General features: G+C 63.7%; 18 protein-coding genes and 3 tRNA genes. 14 read left to right on the top strand and 7 right to left on the bottom strand.

Annotation, left to right across the window (positions count from 1 at the left end):
* Positions 1 to 10: 10 nt before the first annotated feature.
* From ABNW52_RS12330 to ABNW52_RS12295, 8 genes are all read left to right on the top strand, one after another.
* Positions 11 to 1,321, top strand: a complete 1,311-nt coding sequence (locus ABNW52_RS12330) for a homoserine dehydrogenase (protein ID WP_349588204.1) — start codon at positions 11 to 13, stop codon at positions 1,319 to 1,321.
* Positions 1,314 to 1,637, top strand: a complete 324-nt coding sequence (locus tag ABNW52_RS12325) for a hypothetical protein (RefSeq protein ID WP_349588201.1) — start codon at positions 1,314 to 1,316, stop codon at positions 1,635 to 1,637. Before ABNW52_RS12330 ends, ABNW52_RS12325 begins: the two co-directional genes overlap by 8 nt.
* 1 nt (position 1,638) lies before the next feature.
* Positions 1,639 to 3,045: a threonine synthase gene (gene thrC / locus ABNW52_RS12320; protein WP_349588199.1), complete on the top strand. Its 1,407-nt coding sequence runs from the start codon at positions 1,639 to 1,641 to the stop codon at positions 3,043 to 3,045.
* Positions 3,046 to 3,222: 177 nt separating this feature from the next.
* Complete coding sequence (gene flgA, locus ABNW52_RS12315) at positions 3,223 to 3,822, top strand: flagellar basal body P-ring formation chaperone FlgA (protein WP_349588197.1); 600 nt, start codon at positions 3,223 to 3,225, stop codon at positions 3,820 to 3,822.
* A gap of 72 nt (positions 3,823 to 3,894) precedes the next feature.
* Positions 3,895 to 4,182 (top strand): flagellar biosynthesis anti-sigma factor FlgM, encoded by a 288-nt coding sequence (flgM, locus tag ABNW52_RS12310; protein WP_349588194.1) that lies wholly within the window; start codon positions 3,895 to 3,897, stop codon positions 4,180 to 4,182.
* A 12-nt stretch (positions 4,183 to 4,194) separates the two neighbouring features.
* On the top strand, positions 4,195 to 4,659 hold the full coding sequence (locus ABNW52_RS12305; protein ID WP_349588191.1) for a flagellar protein FlgN: 465 nt from the start codon (positions 4,195 to 4,197) through the stop codon (positions 4,657 to 4,659).
* A gap of 66 nt (positions 4,660 to 4,725) precedes the next feature.
* Positions 4,726 to 5,643 (top strand): CobD/CbiB family protein, encoded by a 918-nt coding sequence (locus tag ABNW52_RS12300; protein WP_349588188.1) that lies wholly within the window; start codon positions 4,726 to 4,728, stop codon positions 5,641 to 5,643.
* 110 nt (positions 5,644 to 5,753) lie between these two features.
* Entirely contained in the window at positions 5,754 to 7,199 is a 1,446-nt protein-coding gene (locus tag ABNW52_RS12295) for a DEAD/DEAH box helicase (protein WP_349588186.1), read from the top strand.
* Between the two features lie 122 nt (positions 7,200 to 7,321).
* On the opposite strand, the gene ABNW52_RS12290 is transcribed toward ABNW52_RS12295, so the two are convergent.
* The 5 genes from ABNW52_RS12290 to ABNW52_RS12270 form a co-directional block, all read right to left on the bottom strand.
* Entirely contained in the window at positions 7,322 to 7,888 is a 567-nt protein-coding gene (locus ABNW52_RS12290) for a LutC/YkgG family protein (RefSeq protein ID WP_349588183.1), read from the bottom strand.
* Positions 7,885 to 9,267 carry a lactate utilization protein B gene (locus ABNW52_RS12285; RefSeq protein WP_349588181.1) on the bottom strand — a complete coding sequence of 461 codons (1,383 nt, stop codon included), beginning with the start codon at positions 9,265 to 9,267 and terminating at the stop codon, positions 7,885 to 7,887. The genes ABNW52_RS12290 and ABNW52_RS12285 overlap by 4 nt, the downstream gene beginning before the upstream one ends.
* Positions 9,264 to 10,040, bottom strand: coding sequence for a (Fe-S)-binding protein (locus ABNW52_RS12280; protein ID WP_349588178.1), 777 nt, complete (start codon positions 10,038 to 10,040; stop codon positions 9,264 to 9,266). Before ABNW52_RS12280 ends, ABNW52_RS12285 begins: the two co-directional genes overlap by 4 nt.
* Positions 10,041 to 10,215: 175 nt before the next feature.
* Positions 10,216 to 11,100 (bottom strand): cation diffusion facilitator family transporter, encoded by an 885-nt coding sequence (locus ABNW52_RS12275; protein WP_349588176.1) that lies wholly within the window; start codon positions 11,098 to 11,100, stop codon positions 10,216 to 10,218.
* 89 nt (positions 11,101 to 11,189) lie between these two features.
* Positions 11,190 to 11,747 (bottom strand): hypothetical protein, encoded by a 558-nt coding sequence (locus ABNW52_RS12270; protein WP_349588173.1) that lies wholly within the window; start codon positions 11,745 to 11,747, stop codon positions 11,190 to 11,192.
* A gap of 61 nt (positions 11,748 to 11,808) precedes the next feature.
* Between ABNW52_RS12270 and ABNW52_RS12265 the strand changes: the two genes are divergently transcribed.
* The 6 genes from ABNW52_RS12265 to ABNW52_RS12240 all read left to right on the top strand — a co-directional run bounded on the left by ABNW52_RS12265 (position 11,809) and on the right by ABNW52_RS12240 (position 15,943).
* Positions 11,809 to 12,795, top strand: coding sequence for a serine/threonine protein kinase (locus ABNW52_RS12265; protein ID WP_349588170.1), 987 nt, complete (start codon positions 11,809 to 11,811; stop codon positions 12,793 to 12,795).
* A gap of 188 nt (positions 12,796 to 12,983) precedes the next feature.
* Positions 12,984 to 14,213 (top strand): aspartate kinase, encoded by a 1,230-nt coding sequence (locus ABNW52_RS12260; protein ID WP_349588167.1) that lies wholly within the window; start codon positions 12,984 to 12,986, stop codon positions 14,211 to 14,213.
* Between the two features lie 59 nt (positions 14,214 to 14,272).
* Positions 14,273 to 14,366: transfer RNA gene (locus ABNW52_RS12255), tRNA-Ser, on the top strand.
* A 6-nt stretch (positions 14,367 to 14,372) separates the two neighbouring features.
* A tRNA-Arg gene (locus ABNW52_RS12250) sits at positions 14,373 to 14,449 on the top strand.
* Between the two features lie 4 nt (positions 14,450 to 14,453).
* Positions 14,454 to 14,529 (top strand) — tRNA-Glu (locus tag ABNW52_RS12245).
* A 520-nt stretch (positions 14,530 to 15,049) separates the two neighbouring features.
* A complete protein-coding gene (locus ABNW52_RS12240) occupies positions 15,050 to 15,943 on the top strand; it encodes a LysR family transcriptional regulator (protein ID WP_349588166.1) in 894 nt (297 codons plus the stop codon).
* Positions 15,944 to 16,062: 119 nt separating this feature from the next.
* On the opposite strand, the gene ABNW52_RS12235 is transcribed toward ABNW52_RS12240, so the two are convergent.
* Positions 16,063 to 17,283, bottom strand: a complete 1,221-nt coding sequence (locus ABNW52_RS12235; protein ID WP_349588163.1) for a DUF1615 domain-containing protein — start codon at positions 17,281 to 17,283, stop codon at positions 16,063 to 16,065.
* A gap of 60 nt (positions 17,284 to 17,343) precedes the next feature.
* Positions 17,344 to 18,078: a substrate-binding periplasmic protein gene (locus ABNW52_RS12230; RefSeq protein WP_349588161.1), complete on the bottom strand. Its 735-nt coding sequence runs from the start codon at positions 18,076 to 18,078 to the stop codon at positions 17,344 to 17,346.
* Positions 18,079 to 18,081: the final 3 nt, after the last annotated feature.

Raw genomic sequence — 18,081 nt, 5'->3', positions numbered from 1 at the left:
GAGTTTAACTATGAAGCCAATCAATATTGGCCTGATGGGTGTGGGGACGGTCGGTGGCGGTGTCGCCACCGTATTGAAGCGTAACGCGGAAGAAATCAGCCGCCGTGCCGGGCGCGAGATCCGCCTGACCATCGCGTCGCGTCGCCACGTGGAAATGGCGCGTGAGCTAGTGGGCCCGGACGTGACCGTGGTGGCCGATGCCTTCGAGGTGGTGAACCACCCGGACGTGGACATCGTGGTGGAGCTGATCGGTGGCGACACCGTGGCCAAGGAACTGGTGCTGCAGGCCATCGCCAACGGCAAGCACGTGGTGACCGCCAACAAGAAGCTGCTGGCGGTGCATGGCAACGAGATCTTTGCCCGCGCGCAGGAAAAAGGCGTGATGGTGGCGTTCGAGGCGGCGGTAGCCGGCGGCATCCCCATCATCAAGGCGCTACGCGAAGGCCTGTCGGCTAACCGCATCGAATGGCTGGCCGGCATCATCAACGGCACTTCCAACTTCATTCTCACCGAAATGCGTGAGAAGGGAGCCGACTTTGCCGACGTGCTGAAGGAAGCGCAGCGGCTGGGCTATGCCGAGGCCGATCCGACCTTCGACGTGGAAGGCCACGACGCCGGCCACAAGCTCACCATCATGGCCGCCATCGCCTTCGGCATCCCGATGCAGTTCGACAACTGCTACCTAGAAGGCATCAGCAAGCTGGAAGGCAAGGACATCCAGTACGCCGAGGAGCTGGGCTACCGGGTGAAGCTGATCGGCCTGACCCGCCGTACCGAGCAGGGCGTGGAGCTGCGCGTGCACCCGACGCTGATCCCGGAAGACCAGCTGATTGCCAATGTGAACGGCGTGATGAACGCGGTACTGGTGCGCGGCGATGCAGTCGGCCAGACCCTGTTCAACGGCCCGGGCGCCGGTGCCTTGCCGACTGCCTCCGCCGTGGTGGCCGACCTGGTGGATGTCACCCGCCTGATGACTGCCGATCCGGGGCACCGCGTGCCGCACCTGGCGTTCCAGCCGGACCAGCTGCAGAACCTGCGTATCCTGCCGATCGACGAAGTAGTGAGCAGCTACTACCTGCGCATCCAGGCGGTTGACCGCGCCGGTGTGATGGCCGACATCACCCGCCTGCTGGCGGAAAACGGTATTTCCATCGAGGCGCTGATCCAGAAGGGCGCCATTGCCGACGGTTCTGCCGAGATCGTGATCCTGACCCATCGCGTGGTAGAGAAGGCCGTCAACAAGGCCATCGCTGCCATCGAGGCGCTGGACAGCGTGGCTGGCAAGGTGGTGCGCCTGCGCATGGAAGAGCTCAATGGCTAAGCGCAGCATTGTCGTGTTGTTGTGTCTGCTGCTGGCCGGCTGTGCCAGCCTGATGCCGCGCACGGTTGCCGAGCAGAAGCTGGGTGAAGCCTGCCGCAGCAAGATCAACAACACGCCCTTGCTGCCGGTGCTGCTGTCCACGCCCAAGCGGGTGGACAGCTACTGTGGCTGCGCCAGCAACAAGCTGGTGTCCAGCCTCAGCGATGAAGAAATGCAGGAAGTGGCCAGCAAGGGCAAGGCCCTGCTGAGCGAGCCGAAATGGCAAGGCCGCCTGCTGAACGTGGGCGTGCAATGCCTGGATACCCTGGTTGAATGACATGAAATACATCAGTACCCGTGGCGGCATGGCGCCGCTTGAATTTTCCGACACCATCCTGATGGGCCTGGCGCCCGATGGCGGCCTGGCGCTGCCGGAAAGCTATCCGCAGGTTGGCCGCACGCAGCTGGATGCCTGGCGCAATCTTTCCTACGCCGAGCTGGCGTTCGAAGTGATCCGCCTGTTCGCTACCGACATCCCGGAAGCCGACCTGAAGGCCATTCTCGAGCGCACCTACACTGCCGAGGTGTACGGCTCGGCCGAGATCACCCCGGTCAAGCGTCTCTCCGACGGCCTGGTGATCCTGGAGCTGTCCAACGGCCCGACGCTGGCGTTCAAGGACATGGCGATGCAGTTCCTTGGCAACCTGTTCGAGTACGTGCTGGCGAAAAAGGGCGAGCAGCTCAACATCGTCGGCGCCACCTCCGGCGATACCGGCTCGGCGGCCGAATACGCGATGCGCGGCAAACAGAACATCAACGTGTTCATGATGAGTCCGGACGGGCTGATGAGCACGTTCCAGCGCGCGCAGATGTACAGCCTGCAGGATGCCAATATCCACAACATCGCCATCAAGGGCATGTTCGACGATTGCCAGGACATCGTGAAGGCGGTGCAGAACGATCACACCTTCAAGGCACAGTACAAGATCGGCACCGTCAACTCCATCAACTGGGCGCGCGTGGTGGCGCAGGTGGTGTACTACTTCAAGGGTTACTTCAACGCCACCAGCAGCAACGACGAGAAAGTCAGCTTCTGCGTGCCGTCCGGCAACTTCGGCAACGTCTGCGCCGGCCATATCGCCCGCCAGATGGGGCTGCCGATCGAGCGCCTGATCGTGGCTACCAACGAAAACGACGTGCTGGACGAGTTCTTCAAGACCGGCCGTTACGCACCGCGTGGCACCGCCAATACCTACGTAACCTCCAGCCCGTCAATGGACATCTCCAAGGCGTCCAACTTCGAGCGCTTCGTGTTCGATCTGGTCGGTCGCGATGGCGCTAAGGTGAGGGCGTTGTGGGCCGAGGTGGATGGCGGCAAGGGTTTCGATCTGGCCGACAAGCTGGCGCAGGTACATGAGCAGTTCGGTTTCGTGTCCGGCAGCAGCAGTCATGCCGACCGGCTGGCTACCATCCGCGCGGTGGATGCCGCCGACGGTGTGGTGGTAGATACCCATACCGCCGATGGCATCAAGGTGGCACGCGAAGTGCGTCTGCCGGGCGAGACTATCGTCTGCCTGGAAACCGCGCTGCCGGCCAAGTTCGCCGACACCATCCGCGAGGCGTTGCAGCGCGAAGCGCCACGTCCGGCTGGTTTTGAAGGGCTGGAAGACCTGCCGCAGCGTGTAACGGTATACGAAGCGGATACCGACAAGGTGAAGGCGTATATTCGTCAGGCGCTGGCCTGATTCTGCCACCGTCAGATCAACCCGCCCCCCGGAACCGGTGGCGCGGGTTTTTTGTGGCGGCAACAGCCACATACGGTGGCTGCAGACGGGTAAAATGGCGCTATGAAGCAGACAATCATCGCAAGCCTGCTGTTGTTGCCCGTGTCTGGTTGGGGCGCTGTGCAGGATGGCCGCCAGATGGAGCAGGTTGCCAACCAGTTCCTGCAGGCCCAGCACGGGCAGGACGGCTATGGCTACCAGTTGAAGTTGCAGGCCCGCAAGCCGGCGATGCCGGCCTGCGGCCAACCTTTGCAGGCATCCTGGCCTGCCGGCAATGCCCGCCCACAGCAAAGCGTGTTGCTGACTTGTGTCGAGCAAGGCTGGAGTCTCAGCCTGCCGGTGCTGGCCAGCGAACTGCAGATGGTACTGGTCACCACGCGGCTGATGCGCGCGGGGGAGGTGCTGGAGGCCGACGACATCAAGTTGGCGCCGGTCAACAATCGCTCGCAACTCAACCAGGGCATACGCGATCAAAAACTGCTGCTGGGGCAGATGGTACGCAGCACGCTGCCGCCAGGCACCATGCTGACTGCATCGCAGGTGCGCTCACCGTTTGTGGTCAAAATGAATCAGCCGCTAAAGCTGCAGATACGTGGCGATGGCTTTGCCGTGAGCAGTGATGCCACCGCCCTGGGCAATGCCGCGGCGGGGGAGCGGGTGAACGTGCGGGTGACCAATGGCAAGGTGATTTCCGCCCTAGTGGAAGCGGATGGCAGCGTGTCAGTGCAGATGCCATAAAAAAAGCATCAAGTTTCAGATATTTCGGGCGATAATAGACATAACCGTAAAAAGATTTCAGGCAGGTAAATCATGAAAATCGACAACTCGGGCAAGGTTGCAGCCAGCTTTACCGCCCCCAGCCGTACGCAGAGCAAGGCGGATACCGCCAGCGCACGCGCCAACGGCGAGAGCGTTGCGATTAATCCGTTTGCCAGCCGCCTGCAGGGCATGGAGCAAGCCGCAGCCAGTTCGCCGGCTTTCGATGCGGACAAGGTGGCGGCGATCAAATCGGCGATCGCATCGGGCGAGTTTTCCATCAACCCGGACGCCATTGCCGATAGCCTGATCGCTTCGGCCAAGGAATTGCTGGCAGGCTAAGCCAGCTCCACCATGGATGTTCAAGCCCTGCTGGCCCTGTGCCAGACCGAAATGGCCGCGCTAGACGACCTGCAGCATACGCTGGAGGAAGAACAGCGCGCCATTTTGCGTTTCGATGCCTTCAATCTGGAAGAAATGGCGCAAGCCAAGTTACGGCAGCTGGAGGCCTTGACCGCCGCCCGTGCCGCGCGTCTTGGCTTGCAGGAGAGCGCCGGCTTTGCCGATGCCGCGCATTGGCAGGCATGGCTGCAGCAGGCACCGACGGAAGTGCGCCAGCTGTGGCAGGCGCTGGAAAAAGGCCTGATCAAGCTGAAAGCGCTCAATGATGTGAATGCCGATCTGGCGCAGGAGCGCATGAAGTTCGCTACCGAGGTGCTGGACTCGCTGAAAGCATCCAATCAGGCGGTTGCCGGTTATGGCCGGCAAGGCAACCTGTCGTCGTCGCTCAGCGGCTCGCGCCGCCTGGGTTCTGCCTAGCCGCCGCCCCGCTGGCGGTTTTGTGGTATCTTCCTCCGCGGGTAACAAACAACCATCCGCGTATCCATGACCCTGATTTCGCTGATCGCCGCACTGGCTCTCGAGCAACTGCGTCCCCTCGGTAACCGCAACCGTGTCTGGCTGCTGTTCATCCGTTATGCCAACCACCTTGAGCGCAGCCTGAATGCCGGCTACAACCGGCACGGGGTGCTCGCCTGGTTTGCCGCCATGGTGCCGGCCTTGTTGCTGGCTGTCGGCGGCTACTACCTGCTGTATGCCATCAGCCCGGTACTGGCCTTGCTGTGGAACGTGCTGCTGCTGTACCTCACCATGGGCTTTCGCCATTTCTCCGGTTACTTTTCCGAGATTTCGCTGGCGCTGAACGAGGGCTGCGAATTCGAGGCCCGTCAGGCGCTGTCCAGCTGGATCAGCCAGCCGACCAGTGAGTTGTCGGTGGGCGAAGTATCGCGCCTGGCTATCGAGCAGGGGGTGGTGGATAGCTATCGCCATGTGTTCGGCACCATGTTCTGGTTTGTGGTGTTGCCCGGTCCAAGTGGCGCGGTGCTGTACCGCTTTGCGCTGCTGTTGGCGCAAAAGTGGGGCAATCGCGGCAGCGATGACCTGTTTGGCCGCTTTGCCGGCCGTGCCGGCGAATGGCTGGACTGGATTCCGGTACGCCTGACCGCCATCAGCTTTGCCATCATGGGTGACTTCGAGGATGCGGTGTATTGCTGGCGCTCGCAGGCCCGTACCTGGGGCAACTACGCTACCGGCATCCTGCTGGCTTCTGCCGCCGGAGCACTGGGGGTCAAGCTGGGTGATCCGGTACGCCAGAACTACACCGTCAACTTCCGCCCGGAACTGGGGGTAGGTGATGAGGCCGACCCCAACTACCTGAAGAGTGCCGTGGGCCTGGTATGGCGTACCGTACTACTGTGGCTGTTTGTCGTCTTGCTGCTGAGCGTGGTCAGTCTGTTCGGCTGAACCGACGCCAGTTTGTGCGCCGCCTTCACAATGGGCGGCGCTTCGCATTTTAATGATTTGCAGGTTTGCCGCCGCGAGCACGCCGCGGCAGGCCGATTGGAGTTGCTGACATGTCGTTTGCCGAGCTAGGCCTGGCACCTGAAATCCTGCGCGCCATCGACGAGATGGGCTACTCGGAAGCCACCCCCATCCAGGCCAAGGCCATTCCGCTGGTACTGTCCGGCCGTGACCTGCTGGCTGCGGCGCAGACCGGTACCGGCAAGACTGCCGCCTTCCTGCTGCCCATCCTCGAGCGTCTGAAAAAATTCGCCAACCCCAGCGTCTCGCCGGCCATGCACCCAGTGCGCGCGCTGATCCTGTCACCCACCCGCGAGCTGGCCGATCAGATCGGCGTCAACGCCAAGGCTTACACCAAGCACCTGCCGCTGCGCAGCACCACCATCTTCGGCGGCGTCAACATGGACCCGCAGGTGGCCGAGCTGCGCCGTGGGATCGAGATCGTGATTGCCACCCCGGGCCGCCTGCTGGACCACGTGCAGCAGAAGACCATCCAGCTGAACAAGGTGGAGGTACTGGTGCTGGACGAGGGTGACCGCATGCTGGACATGGGCTTCATCCAGGACATCCGCAAGATCATGTCGCTGCTGCCCAAGGAGCGCCAGACACTGCTGTTCTCCGCCACCTTCGCGCCGGAGATCAAGAAGCTGGCCGCCGATTTCATGCGTGACCCGCAAACGGTGGAAGTGGCACGCCAGAACTCCACCAATGCCCAGGTGGAGCAGCTGGTGTACGCGGTGGATGCCTACCGCAAGCGCGCACTGCTGTCGCACCTGATCCGCGAGCGCGACATGAGCCAGGTGATCGTGTTCTGCCGCACCAAGATTTCCGCCGATCAGCTCTCGCGCGATCTGAAGCGCGATGGCCACGCCGCCGAGGCCATCCACGGCGACAAGGCGCAGAGCGCACGCCTGGAAACGCTGAACCGCTTCAAGGCCGGCGAGGTGAAAGTGCTGGTCGCTACCGACGTGGCGGCGCGCGGGCTGGATATTTCCGAGCTGCCGTTCGTGGTCAACTACGAAATGCCCAATTCGCCGGAAGACTACGTGCACCGCATCGGCCGTACCGGTCGTGCCGGCGCTTCCGGCGTCGCCATCTCGCTGATGGCACCGGACGAAAGCAAGCAGCACGAAGCCATCGAGAAGCTCACACGGCAGACATTGCCGCCGCAAGTGGTGCAGGGCTACAGTGGCCGCCGCGAAGAAGGCAATGGCGAGGCGCCGCCGCGTCGCGAGCGTGAAGACCGCGAACGTCGCGAGCCGCGTGAAGCGCGTGACAGCCGTGAGCGTCGCGAACCACGCGAACCTCGCGACATGCGTGAGCCGCGCGCGCGCGATGCCGGTCGCAGCCCGCTGCAGGCAGTGGACAAACCGCGTGAACGCGACGATGGCGAAGGTCGCAAGGTAGAGAAAAAGCTCGGTGGCCGCATGCTGCCGCAACGCCAGCGCGAAGTGCCGGCGCTGCTGCTGCCGCCGCGCTACAAGGTGGAGCGCACCTGAGCCGGTACTGACCCGCACAAGCCACGATGCAGATCGTGGCTTTTTTCATGTCTGCAGCCAACGTTGGCCGCAAAAAAAAACGGCCCCGTCTGGAGCCGTGAAGCGAAGCAACAACGCAGTCGTTACACAAAGATCACCAGCGCCGCCATCGCGCCGTGCGCGCCCATCACCAGGCTCTGTTCGATGTCGGCGGTGCGCGAGCTGCCGCTGATGAAGCCGCCAAAGCCGTGCTCGCGGATGCTGACGCGGGCATAGGCGTCGCGCATGGTGTCGACGATGGCGTCTTTCGGTACCACCAGCACCAGCTTCTGGGTGAGGAAGTACAGCACGCGCTGGCTGTTGCCGGCGTGGCTGACCCACACCGCCGCGCTTTCCGCCACCGCCAGCTCGCCGGGCACGATGGCGATGTCGACGTCGTGCCAGTCATGCGGCGCGGTCACCTGTTCCGGGTTGGCGGCGGTGATATCGACCACGCGGCCGGCTTGCGGCCAACGTTGCGCCACGATGCCGGCGACGGTTTCGCCCGGCTGCAGTTGCACCGCGTCGCCGCCGAGGTTGCGCACCAGCGTGGCAAAGGCGTCGAACTTATCGGCAAAGGTGATGAACGGCACCGCGTCGATGTCCGGCAGCGCCGGGCCGTGCGGGCGGTTCTGGCGCAGTCGCGCCAGGATGGTTTCGCGGCTGCTCATTGCTTGTTTTCCTTTCTGGCCTGCCACATCTCCTTGAAGCTCTGTGCCGGCATCTGCGGCAGCTCGCGTCCCGGCCGGCTCCACGCGCTGTGCTGCGTCAGCGCCACCGGCAGGATCGGCACCACCTTGCGCATCAGCTTGCCGCCGGCGTCCAGCAGCGACGGATGCTGGGTCAGGAAGCGCATCGCCAGCAGCCCCATCTTCTTCACCGGCTTCAGCGTGCCGGCGTCGAAGGCGCGCTTGCGCTGCAGGATCAGCTGTTCGTGCAGGTTGATCTTCACCGGGCACACATTGCTGCACGAGCCGCAGGTGGTGCAGGCAAACGCCATGCTGCCGTGCTTCTTGATGTCGCGGCTGGGACCCAGCGTGGAGCCGATCGGCCCCGGAATGATGTAGCTGTAGCTGTGGCCGGTGCTGCGGCGGTACACCGGGCAGGTGTTCATGCAGGCGCCGCAGCGGATGCAGCGCAGGCTCTGCGAGAAGTCGTCGCTGCCGAGGATGTCGCTGCGGCCGTTGTCGACGATGACGATGTGCATCTCGCCGCCGGGGCGTGCCTGCTGGAAGTGCGAGGTGTAGGTGGTGATCGGCGAGCCGATGGCGGAGCGCGCCAGCAGGCGGGTGAACACGCCCAGATGCGCCTGCTTGGGGATGATCTTTTCCAGCCCCATGCTGGCGATGTGGATCGGCGGCAGCGCGGTGCCGAGGTCGGCATTGCCTTCGTTGGTGCACACCACCACGCCACCGGTTTCGGCGATGGCGAAGTTGACGCCGGTGAGGCCGGCGCCGGCGGTGAGGAAATGCTCGCGCAGGTTGGCGCGCGCGGCGTGGGTCAAATAGGTCGGGTCGTTGTTGCCGGCCTCGGTGCCCAGCTCCTTGTGAAACAGCTCGGAGATCTGTTCCTTCTTCAGGTGGATCGCCGGCATCACGATGTGGCTCGGCGGCTCGTGGCGCAGCTGCACGATGCGTTCGCCCAGATCGGTGTCGATCACCTCGATGCCGCGCTGCTCCAGATACGGGTTCAGCCCGCATTCCTCGGTCAGCATCGATTTCGATTTCACCAGTTTTTTAACGTTGGCCGCCGCCAGGATGCCGTACACGATGCGGTTGTGTTCGTCGGCGTCGGCCGCCCAGTGCACGGTGACGCCGTTGCGCTCGGCGTTGGTCTGGAATTCGGTCAGGTACTCATCCAGTCGCGACAGCGTGTGCGACTTGATCTGCTGCGCCAGTGCGCGCAACTGTTCCCACTCCGGCAGCTGCTTGGCCTGCGCGTCGCGCTTTTGCCGCACCCACCAGATGGCGCTGTCGTGCCAGCGCGCCTGTTCGCGGTCCTGCAAAAAGGCGGCCGCCGCTTCGGCGTGGTTGATGTTGTCCTGCTTCATGCCGCGCCTCCGCGTCCGGTGAGGATCTCGACGATGTGCAGCGGGCGGATGGGCCGGCACTTGTGGCGGATGATGCCGCCCATGTGCATCAGACAGGACGGGTCGGCGCCGACGATGAACTCGGCGCCGGTGGCCTCGTGCTGCGCGACGCGGTCCTCGCCCATCGCCACCGACACTTCCGGCTCGTCCACGCTGAAGGTGCCGCCAAAGCCGCAGCACTCGTCGCGGCGCTCCGGCAGCCGCACGTCGACGCCGTCCACCAGCTGCAGGATGCGTTCCAGCCGCGAGTGGTAGGGGATCATCAGCTCCGACGGCGCGGCGTGGCCCAGCTCGCGCAGGCCGTGGCAGCTCTGGTGGATCGACACCGGGTGCGGGAAGTACACCGGCTTGGGCAGCCTGTCCACTTTCAGCACGTCCTGCAGGAATTCGACGATCTCGTACACGCGCGGCTGCATGGCCTGGTAGTCGGCGTCGTCGGCGATATACCACGGGTAGTGATGCTTGACGTGCGACACGCAGCTGCCGGACGGCGACACGATGTAGTCGTAGTCCTTGAAGATGGCGGTAAAGCGGCGCGCGGCGTCGCAGGCGCCCTGGCTGTCGCCGTTATTGCTGGCAGGTTGGCCGCAACAGGACTGTGCCAGCGGGTAATCGACTTCCACGCCGTAGCCTTCCAGCAGCTCGGCGGTGGCCATGGCCACGTGTGGATACAGTTCGTTGACGAAACAGGGGATGAACAGGGCGACTTTCATGGCGGTGTGGGGTGTCTCCATAATGGCGCCCTGTGCGGACGCGGGCCATGCTGTGGATTAAAGCCGTTGCCGTCGCTACTGCCAATGCGGAATTACCCTTGTGTGCCGTCGCGCAGCGCTGTGACGAGGGCCTGCGGCCAACCTTGGGCATGAAAAAACCGGGGTAGGCCCCGGTTTTGTGGTGGCGGCTGGCGGACTAGACCGGATCAACATGGGTCATCACATCCAGCACCGGGAACGCCGCCATCACCCGTTCGCGTGCCTGCACTGCGATGTCGTGGCCTTCGCGCACGGTTTGCTCGGCGGCCAGCTCCAGGTGCACGTCGACCAGGATCATGTCGCCCATGCGGCGGGTGCGCAGATCGTGCAGGCCGAGCACGCCGGGGGTGTCCAGCAGGGTCTGGCGGATGGCGGCCACGCTGTGCTCGTCGGCGGCACGGTCCATCAGGTCGCCCAGCGCATCCCAGGCAAAGCCCCAGCCGGTCTTGCCGACCATGAAGCCCACCAGCAGCGCCGCCACCGGGTCCAGCCAGGTGTAACCCAGCAGGTTGCCGCCGATACCCAGCGCCACCACCAGCGACGAGGCGGCATCGGCGCGCGCGTGCCAGGCATTGGCCACCAGCATGCTGGAGCGTACTTTTTCGGCGATGGCCAGCATGTAGCGGAACAGGCCTTCCTTGCTCAGCAGGGTAATCACCGCCACGACCAGCGCCGCCGGGTGCACGCTGCCCAGCGGGGTGCTGCCGGCAAACTTGCCCGCCGCAGTCCACAGCATGCCGGCACCGGCGGCCAGCAACAACACGCCCAGCGCCAGCGAAGCCGCGGTTTCATAGCGGTGATGGCCGTAGTGGTGGTCGTCGTCCGCTTCCTTGCGGCTGTGGTGGCCGGCCAGCATGGCGACAAAGTCGGCCAGCAGGTCGGACAGCGAGTGCATGGCATCGGCCACCAGTGCTTGCGAGCCGGCCAGCAAGCCGGTGACAGCCTGCAGCGCAGTCAGCACCAGGTTGAGCGCCACACTGACCCACAGGCTGCGGCGGGCGGCCAGATGTTCGCGGGCATCGACATGTTCGTGATCTTGCATTGGCTGCATAGTGGGCATGATGGCTTTCGAAATAATGGAGCTCGGCGGCGAGTCTAGCCGCGCCGGCTTAAGGCTGGATGAATAAGCACTCAGGTGGCATCCGGATCGTCGTCCGGTGCCTCATCCAGCGGTGGTAGCGACGCCAGCAGATTGCCCAGCAGGCTCTGCGTCAGCCACGACGGCACGCCCTGCAGCTGCCAGCCGGCTTGCGTGCCGCACAGCGCGACGCCGCGCAGCAGGCGGTGGAAGCCGGCGCGGCTGAGCTTGAGGTTCAGCGTGCTGTCGCCGATCACGAAGCCGATGCTGGCGTAATTGCTGCCGGCCTTGGCATCCAGCCCGGTGCACAGCTGGATGTCGCCGTCGCGTGCGCGGGCGGGCGGCTCGCTGCTGTATTGCATCGCCTTGCCGCCGTCGTCCTGCGGCAGGTCTTCGCCATTCATCGCCATCTGATGTTCCAGCGCGATGCGCTCCTCGGCGCTGCCGGCACCGGGGATGCCGTCGCCAGGCACCTGGCTGGCAAAAATGCCGGCGATGTCATGCACGATGGCCTGCGCCAGCCGCCGCGTCAGCCACAGTTTGTGGGGGCCGGGCTGGATCACCACCAGCAGGCGGTCTTCGGCTTCAAAATAGGTAAATGATGTGCTCATGGGCAGATGGTAAGCCAGCTGGCGGCATGCGCAAAGGTTGGCCGCAGCGCATAATGGCGCGATGAGCACTTTACATCCTTATGCCGCGCTGACGCCGGACCTGATCCTGGATGCGGTGGAAAGCCTGGGCTTGCGCTGCGATGGTCATCTGCTGGCGCTGAACAGCTACGAAAACCGTGTCTATCAGATAGGTATGGACGACGGCCCGCCGCTGGTGGCCAAGTTCTACCGCCCGCAGCGCTGGAGCGATGCGCAGATTCTGGAAGAACACGCCTTTGCCGCCGAGCTGGCAGCGGCGGAAATCCCGGTGGTGGCGCCGCTGCTGTTTGACGGCAACAGTCTGGCGCACTGGCAGGGCTTCCGTTTCACGCTGTTTCCGCGCCGCGGCGGTCGCGCGCCGGAGCTGGACGATCCACAGGTATTGCAATGGCTGGGGCGGTTCCTCGGCCGCATCCACCTGGTAGGCGCCACGCGGCGCTTTGACGTACGGCCAACCTTGGATAGCCACAGCTTCGGCCATCAGGCGTTGCTGCGCATCCTGGCCTGCCCACAGCTGTCTGGCCATCTGGCTGCACGCATGGAGAGCGCCGGCCGGGAGGTGTTGCGGCAGGTAGACGCCGCGTTTGCCGCGCTGCCGGATATCACCTGGCTGCGCAGCCATGGCGACTGTCACGCCGGCAACGTGATGTGGACGCCGGAGGGGCCGCATTTCGTTGATCTGGACGATAGCCGCATGGCGCCGGCGGTGCAGGATGTGTGGATGCTGCTGTCGGGCGATCGCCAGCAGCAGGCGGCGCAGCTGGCCGAGATTCTGGCCGGCTACGAGGACTTTGCCGAGTTCGACTACCGCGAGCTGCGGCTGATCGAACCGCTGCGCAGTCTGCGGCTGCTGCATTACTGCGCCTGGTTGGCCGCACGCTGGGATGATCCGGCGTTTCCAGCGGCGTTTCCGTGGTTCGGCAGCGAACAATACTGGCTGGAGCGCATCGCCGAACTGGAAGGGCAGTGTGCGGCGATGGCCGAGCCGGCCTTGTTCGCCATGCCGTGACGGCTGCCGGATGCGTACAGTGGCCATTCGCTTTTAATACACTGCTGTATCCACTCGACTATGTGCCATTTACGGATGGTGCATAGCAAAAACCGCTATAAAAAACGGCGCCGGATGCCTTGCCAGCCGGGGCCGTCTCGGGCCAGAATCATCGTCCGACATCCAAACCCGATCTAAAGAAAACAAACATGGCACTTATCGTACAAAAGTACGGCGGTACCTCGATGGGCTCCCCGGAGCGCATCAAGAACGTGGCCCGCCGTGTCGCCAAATGGAAGGCCCAGGGACATCAAGTGGTGGTTGTCGTTTCCGCGATGAGCGGCGAAACCAACCGCCTGATTGCGCTGGCCAAGGAAATCCAGGACTACCCGGATCCGCGCGAGCTGGACGTGATCATGTCTACCGGCGAACAGGTCACCATTGGCCTATTGTCCATGGCGCTGAATGAAATCGGCGTACCGGCCAAGAGCTACTGTGGCTGGCAGGTGCGTGTCACCACCGATAGCTCGCACACCAAGGCGCGCATCCAGTCCATCGACGATGCCGCCATGCGTGCCGACCTGTCCGCTGGGCGCGTAGTGGTGGTCGCCGGCTTCCAGGGGATCGACGAAAACGGCAGTATCACCACGCTGGGGCGCGGTGGTTCCGACACCTCCGCCGTGGCCATGGCCGCCGCGCTGGGTGCCGACGAATGCCAGATCTACACCGACGTTGACGGCGTTTACACCACCGACCCGCGCGTGGTGCCGGAAGCCCGCCGCCTGAAGACCATCACTTTCGAAGAGATGATCGAAATGGCCAGCCTGGGCTCCAAGGTGCTGCAGATCCGCTCGGTGGAGTTCGCCGGCAAATACAAGGTACGCCTGCGCGTGCTCTCCAGTTTCGAAGACGAGGGCGAAGGCACACTGATTACGTTTGAGGAAGATGAGAATATGGAAAAGGCCGTTGTTGCCGGTATCGCGTTTGACCGTAACGAAGCGCGCATCAACGTAAAAGGCGTGCCGGACAAGCCGGGCATCGCCTACCAGATCCTGGGCCCGATCGCCGACGCCAATATCGAAGTGGACATGATCATCCAGAACGTGGGTGAGAACGGCACCACCGATTTCTCCTTCACCGTGCCGCGCGGCGAGTTCCAGCGCACCCTTGCCATCCTGCGTGATGTGCAGACCCATATCGGCGCCGGCAAGATCGATGCCGACGACAAGGTAGCCAAGGTGTCCATCGTTGGTGTGGGCATGCGCTCGCACTGTGGCATTGCCTCCACCATGTTCCGCACCCTGGCGGAAGAGGGCATCAATATCCAGATGATCTCTACTTCTGAGATCAAGGTATCGGTGCTGATCGACGAGAAATACCTGGAGCTGGCCGTGCGCGTGCTGCACAAGGTTTTCGGCCTGGATCAGGTGCAGGCATAAATCCTGCAAGCAAAGCTTGACAGGGAGCGCTATGTTAATTAATATGGCGTTCTCTTGACGGAGAAATGGCCGAGAGGTCGAAGGCACTTCCCTGCTAAGGAAGCATACGGGCTTAAACCTGTATCGAGGGTTCGAATCCCTCTTTCTCCGCCAGACCGCGCACCCGTAGCTCAGTTGGATAGAGTATTTGGCTACGAACCAAAGGGTCGGGCGTTCGAATCGCTCCGGGTGCGCCACCCAGTCCCCATCGTCTAGAGGCCTAGGACACCGCCCTTTCACGGCGATAACCGGGGTTCGACTCCCCGTGGGGACGCCAGACTCAAGCAAAAAGCCACCGCAAGGTGGCTTTTTGCTTTTCGTCGTTCAGACATACTATCCGTGGTTCCGGCTGCGGCGGCATTCCCGCACCACTTCCGCAGCATTCCCGCGCTACTTCCGCGGTGAGCCGGCGGTCTACTTATGCCGACCGGTTGCGGCCAACTGGCAGCGCATTTGCGACAGGCAAAAAAAAGCCGGCTCGAAAGCCGGCATAACAACGCTCGTAAAGGGATACAGCGGTAAAACCCCGTACACCATCCCCGGATGCACGAGGCACCAGTCAATCCTGTCCAGCATTCGCTGGTGCCTTGTCCAACTTGGCAGAGCCGCATCGGACGACAACCTGTCGTAACCGGCAGTAACGGGAGGAGAGACCTATTACTGCAGCAAGTGTTACGGCGGGCTGTTGTTACGAGCCACAACACAACACAGAGAGTGATGTGGAGTATATGCAGGTTCTTTTCATTCTAAAAATGAATTAAAATTATAAATATGATTCCAAAATGGAATGATTGGAAATGGACGTCAAAGCGCTGCGTTATTTCACCGAATTGGTGCGGCGGCAGAACTTCACCCGGGCTGCCGAAGCCTTGTTTGTCACCCAGCCCACCATCAGCAAGATGGTGCGCCAGCTGGAAGAAGAGCTGGACATGCCGCTGCTGGTCAAGGAAGGCAAGACCTTCCATCTCACCGATGCCGGCAAGGTGGTGTACCTGCGCGGCCAGGACGTGTTGGCCGCCCATCAGCGGCTGAACAGTGCGCTGGCCGACCTGGTGTCGCTGTCGCGCGGCGAGCTGGTGGTGGGACTGCCGCCGATGTCCGGCGGCGCCTTCTTTGCCCCGGTGGTGGGTACCTTTCGCGATCGCTATCCGGGGGTGGAGCTGAAAATGGTGGAGGACGGCGCGCGCGCCATCGAGAGCAGTGTGCGTTCCGGGCAACTGGAGATCGGCGCCGCGGTGCTGCCGGTGGACGACAACGTGTTCGACAGCCTGAGCCTGGTACACGATCCGCTGTGCCTGGTCGCCCCCGCCGGCAGTCCGTGGCATGGGCGCAGCTCGCTGCAGCTGGCGGACATTGTCGACCAGCCCATCGTGTTCTACCCGGAGGATTTCTCGCTGGCGACGCGCATCAGCGATGCCTACCGCCTGCTGGGTAAGAGCGTGAACATTGCCGGGCGCAGTGCGCACTGGGACTTCATCGTGGCGATGGTCAAGGCACGGCTGGGGGTGGCGCTGCTGCCACTGGCGGTAGCGGGGCGGCTGGAGGCGGCCGAGTTTGATGTGGTGCCGATCGACAACAAGCACATCGAGTGGCATATCGGCCTGATCTGGAAGAAAAACAGCTATCTGTCGCACGCGGCGCGAGCGTGGATTACCTTGACCCGCGAGACGCTGCTGGGCAACGGCAGCTGAGCGGTGCTAGCACATGCCCGCGCGGCCAACGTTGGCCGCACGGGCGATGCGGCCGGATGACAAAACGCCGCGTCGGCACACGACGCGGCGTTTTGGTCTATCTGCGGCGGGGCGCTGCGTTAGCGTGCGCGCTGCAGGCACTGCTGGTAGCGCCAGTCGACGCGCTCGGCAAACCAGGCGGTGGTGAGCTTGCGGGTGATCTTGGGGCTTTGCAGGCGGATTTGCGGCAGCGCTTCACGCGGCACGCGGCCGCCTTGCTGGCTGTCGGCCAACTGCATCACCTTGCGATACAGCGGGCTGTCGATAAAGCCGAAGCTTTTTTCCTGCTTCAGATCGCGCAGCATGTCCGCCTCGCTCAGCTGCAGCTTGCCGCGCAGCTTGCTCAGCGCCTGCTGCGTGCTGCTGGCGGCGCGTGCCGGCGCACCGTTCTGGTAACGCAGCAGGTCGCCGTCTGGCGTCAGCTTGCTGCCGCTGAGCTTGCCGACCGCCAGCTGGAAGGCGGCATTGCGGCTGGCGTAGCGGCCGGCGTTGAAATCGGCAAAGCGGTACAGCATCTGGCTGTAGTTCACCGGGTATTGCAGCAGGATGGCGCTGCCGAAGTACACGCCGCCGCGGCGGCTGAACACCTCGCTGCGCACGCTGCCGCGCCGCGCGTAGGGGTAGGGCCAGGCGCGCACGTGGGCTTCGGCAAACTCCACGCTCACCTGCATCGGGCCGCCGGTGCGAATCGGGTTCTTCATGCCTACCGGCAGGTTCAGGCTTTGCGCCTCGGCCGCCATGTCCTCGAACAGCTCGTTCATCTCGCCTTCGGTGCGCAGGCTGTCGATGCGCGCCTTGTAGCTGCGCCCATCCGGCGAGGTTTTCAGCAGCGCGGTCTTCACCAGCCCCAGCGGAACGTAGTAGCCACCGGCCTTTTCGCCGATCTTGCTCCACACGATCTTGGGCAGGCCCGGCACCACCGGGTCGGCCTGGAAGGTGGACTCCTGCTCGATGACCGCAATCACTGCGCACAGGTTCTCGGCATTGGCGTTCAGTTGCAGCGCGTTGAAGGCGCCCAGGATGTCGTCGCGCCAGCCATCGCGTGGCTTCACGTAGTCCGGCAGCAGCTTACCCAGCAGCTGCCGCGGGTTGGCCGCCGCCGGGCGCGGCGCCGTTGGTGCCGTGGGCAGGGTGCTGATGACCGCTGGCGGTGTGAGCGGCGGCACGACTGCCACCGGCTGGCTGGCTTCCGGCGGTGGGGTGAGTACCGGCGCCGGCATGGCAACGGGGGCGATCGGGGCGGGGGTGGCGCAGGCACCCAGCAGTACGCTGAGGCCCAGCAGGCTGGCGGTACGTTTCATGGCGGCGGGGATGAGGAGTCGAGGCCGCCATTCTAGCGGAAGCCGTCGCCTGTCGGCGGGCTAGCTGTAGCGGTCGATGATCTGCTGGTAGGCGCCGCTGCGCTGCAGCTGCTGCAGGCCGTCGTTGAAGCGGTCGCGCAGTTGCGGCGAGCGGAACAGCACCCGGTACGGAATGCGCGGAAACAGATCGTGATACTTCACTTCGCGTGGCGCTTCGTGAAAATCGGTCTGCATGCGCCGGTTCATGTAATTGAAAATGTGCACATCGGCCACCACCACGTCCACGCTGCCACGGTAGAGCAGGCGGTTCTGGTCCAGCTGGTTGCCGGTTTCGCTGTAGGCCGGGTGCTGGCGCACCAGGCGGGCAAACTCGTCGCCCAGGTACTGGCTTGCCAGCGGAAACGCCAGCACGCGATAGCGCGCCAGATCGGCGATGTGGTTGAGCTGCAGCCCGCGTTCGGCCAGGGTAATGGCCTTGTCTTCGTAGTGGATGTAGATATCGGAGTAGGCGCCGTTGACGCCGTAGCCGGGCACCATGGTGGCGATGGCCTCGATCTCCTTGCTGCCAAAGGCATACGGCAGCCGTTTCTGCGCCAGGAACACCGGCTTGATCTGGATGCCGCTGACTTGCAATGCGGCGCGCACGATGTCCACCTCGATGCCGCTTTCCAGTTGCGGGATCACGTACGGCTCCAGCGATTCGCCAAAGGCCACCACCAGCTCGCGCGCCTGCAGGCGGCCGGGCAGCAGGCAGCACAGGGCAAGCAGGGCGGTGCACAGCGGCGTGGTCTTCATGCG

It is taken from the genome of Vogesella oryzagri, from assembly GCF_040148885.1.
GTDB lineage: Bacteria > Pseudomonadota > Gammaproteobacteria > Burkholderiales > Chromobacteriaceae > Vogesella > Vogesella oryzagri.
The sequence above is the reverse complement of the archived record's forward strand: the minus strand, read 5'-3'. Positions and strand labels throughout refer to the sequence as shown.

What these genes read in the sequence shown, in the direction of transcription:
- ABNW52_RS12330 (WP_349588204.1), top strand. Translation starts at nt 11, where the DNA reads ATGAAGCCAATCAATATTGGCCTGATGGGTGTGGGGACGGTCGGTGGC.
- ABNW52_RS12325 (WP_349588201.1), top strand. Translation starts at nt 1,314, where the DNA reads ATGGCTAAGCGCAGCATTGTCGTGTTGTTGTGTCTGCTGCTGGCCGGC.
- thrC (WP_349588199.1), top strand. Translation starts at nt 1,639, where the DNA reads ATGAAATACATCAGTACCCGTGGCGGCATGGCGCCGCTTGAATTTTCC.
- flgA (WP_349588197.1), top strand. Translation starts at nt 3,223, where the DNA reads ATGGAGCAGGTTGCCAACCAGTTCCTGCAGGCCCAGCACGGGCAGGAC.
- flgM (WP_349588194.1), top strand. Translation starts at nt 3,895, where the DNA reads ATGAAAATCGACAACTCGGGCAAGGTTGCAGCCAGCTTTACCGCCCCC.
- ABNW52_RS12305 (WP_349588191.1), top strand. Translation starts at nt 4,195, where the DNA reads ATGGATGTTCAAGCCCTGCTGGCCCTGTGCCAGACCGAAATGGCCGCG.
- ABNW52_RS12300 (WP_349588188.1), top strand. Translation starts at nt 4,726, where the DNA reads ATGACCCTGATTTCGCTGATCGCCGCACTGGCTCTCGAGCAACTGCGT.
- ABNW52_RS12295 (WP_349588186.1), top strand. Translation starts at nt 5,754, where the DNA reads ATGTCGTTTGCCGAGCTAGGCCTGGCACCTGAAATCCTGCGCGCCATC.
- ABNW52_RS12290 (WP_349588183.1), bottom strand. Translation starts at nt 7,888, where the DNA reads ATGAGCAGCCGCGAAACCATCCTGGCGCGACTGCGCCAGAACCGCCCG.
- ABNW52_RS12285 (WP_349588181.1), bottom strand. Translation starts at nt 9,267, where the DNA reads ATGAAGCAGGACAACATCAACCACGCCGAAGCGGCGGCCGCCTTTTTG.
- ABNW52_RS12280 (WP_349588178.1), bottom strand. Translation starts at nt 10,040, where the DNA reads ATGGAGACACCCCACACCGCCATGAAAGTCGCCCTGTTCATCCCCTGT.
- ABNW52_RS12275 (WP_349588176.1), bottom strand. Translation starts at nt 11,100, where the DNA reads ATGCAAGATCACGAACATGTCGATGCCCGCGAACATCTGGCCGCCCGC.
- ABNW52_RS12270 (WP_349588173.1), bottom strand. Translation starts at nt 11,747, where the DNA reads ATGAGCACATCATTTACCTATTTTGAAGCCGAAGACCGCCTGCTGGTG.
- ABNW52_RS12265 (WP_349588170.1), top strand. Translation starts at nt 11,809, where the DNA reads ATGAGCACTTTACATCCTTATGCCGCGCTGACGCCGGACCTGATCCTG.
- ABNW52_RS12260 (WP_349588167.1), top strand. Translation starts at nt 12,984, where the DNA reads ATGGCACTTATCGTACAAAAGTACGGCGGTACCTCGATGGGCTCCCCG.
- ABNW52_RS12240 (WP_349588166.1), top strand. Translation starts at nt 15,050, where the DNA reads ATGGACGTCAAAGCGCTGCGTTATTTCACCGAATTGGTGCGGCGGCAG.
- ABNW52_RS12235 (WP_349588163.1), bottom strand. Translation starts at nt 17,283, where the DNA reads ATGAAACGTACCGCCAGCCTGCTGGGCCTCAGCGTACTGCTGGGTGCC.
- ABNW52_RS12230 (WP_349588161.1), bottom strand. Translation starts at nt 18,078, where the DNA reads ATGAAGACCACGCCGCTGTGCACCGCCCTGCTTGCCCTGTGCTGCCTG.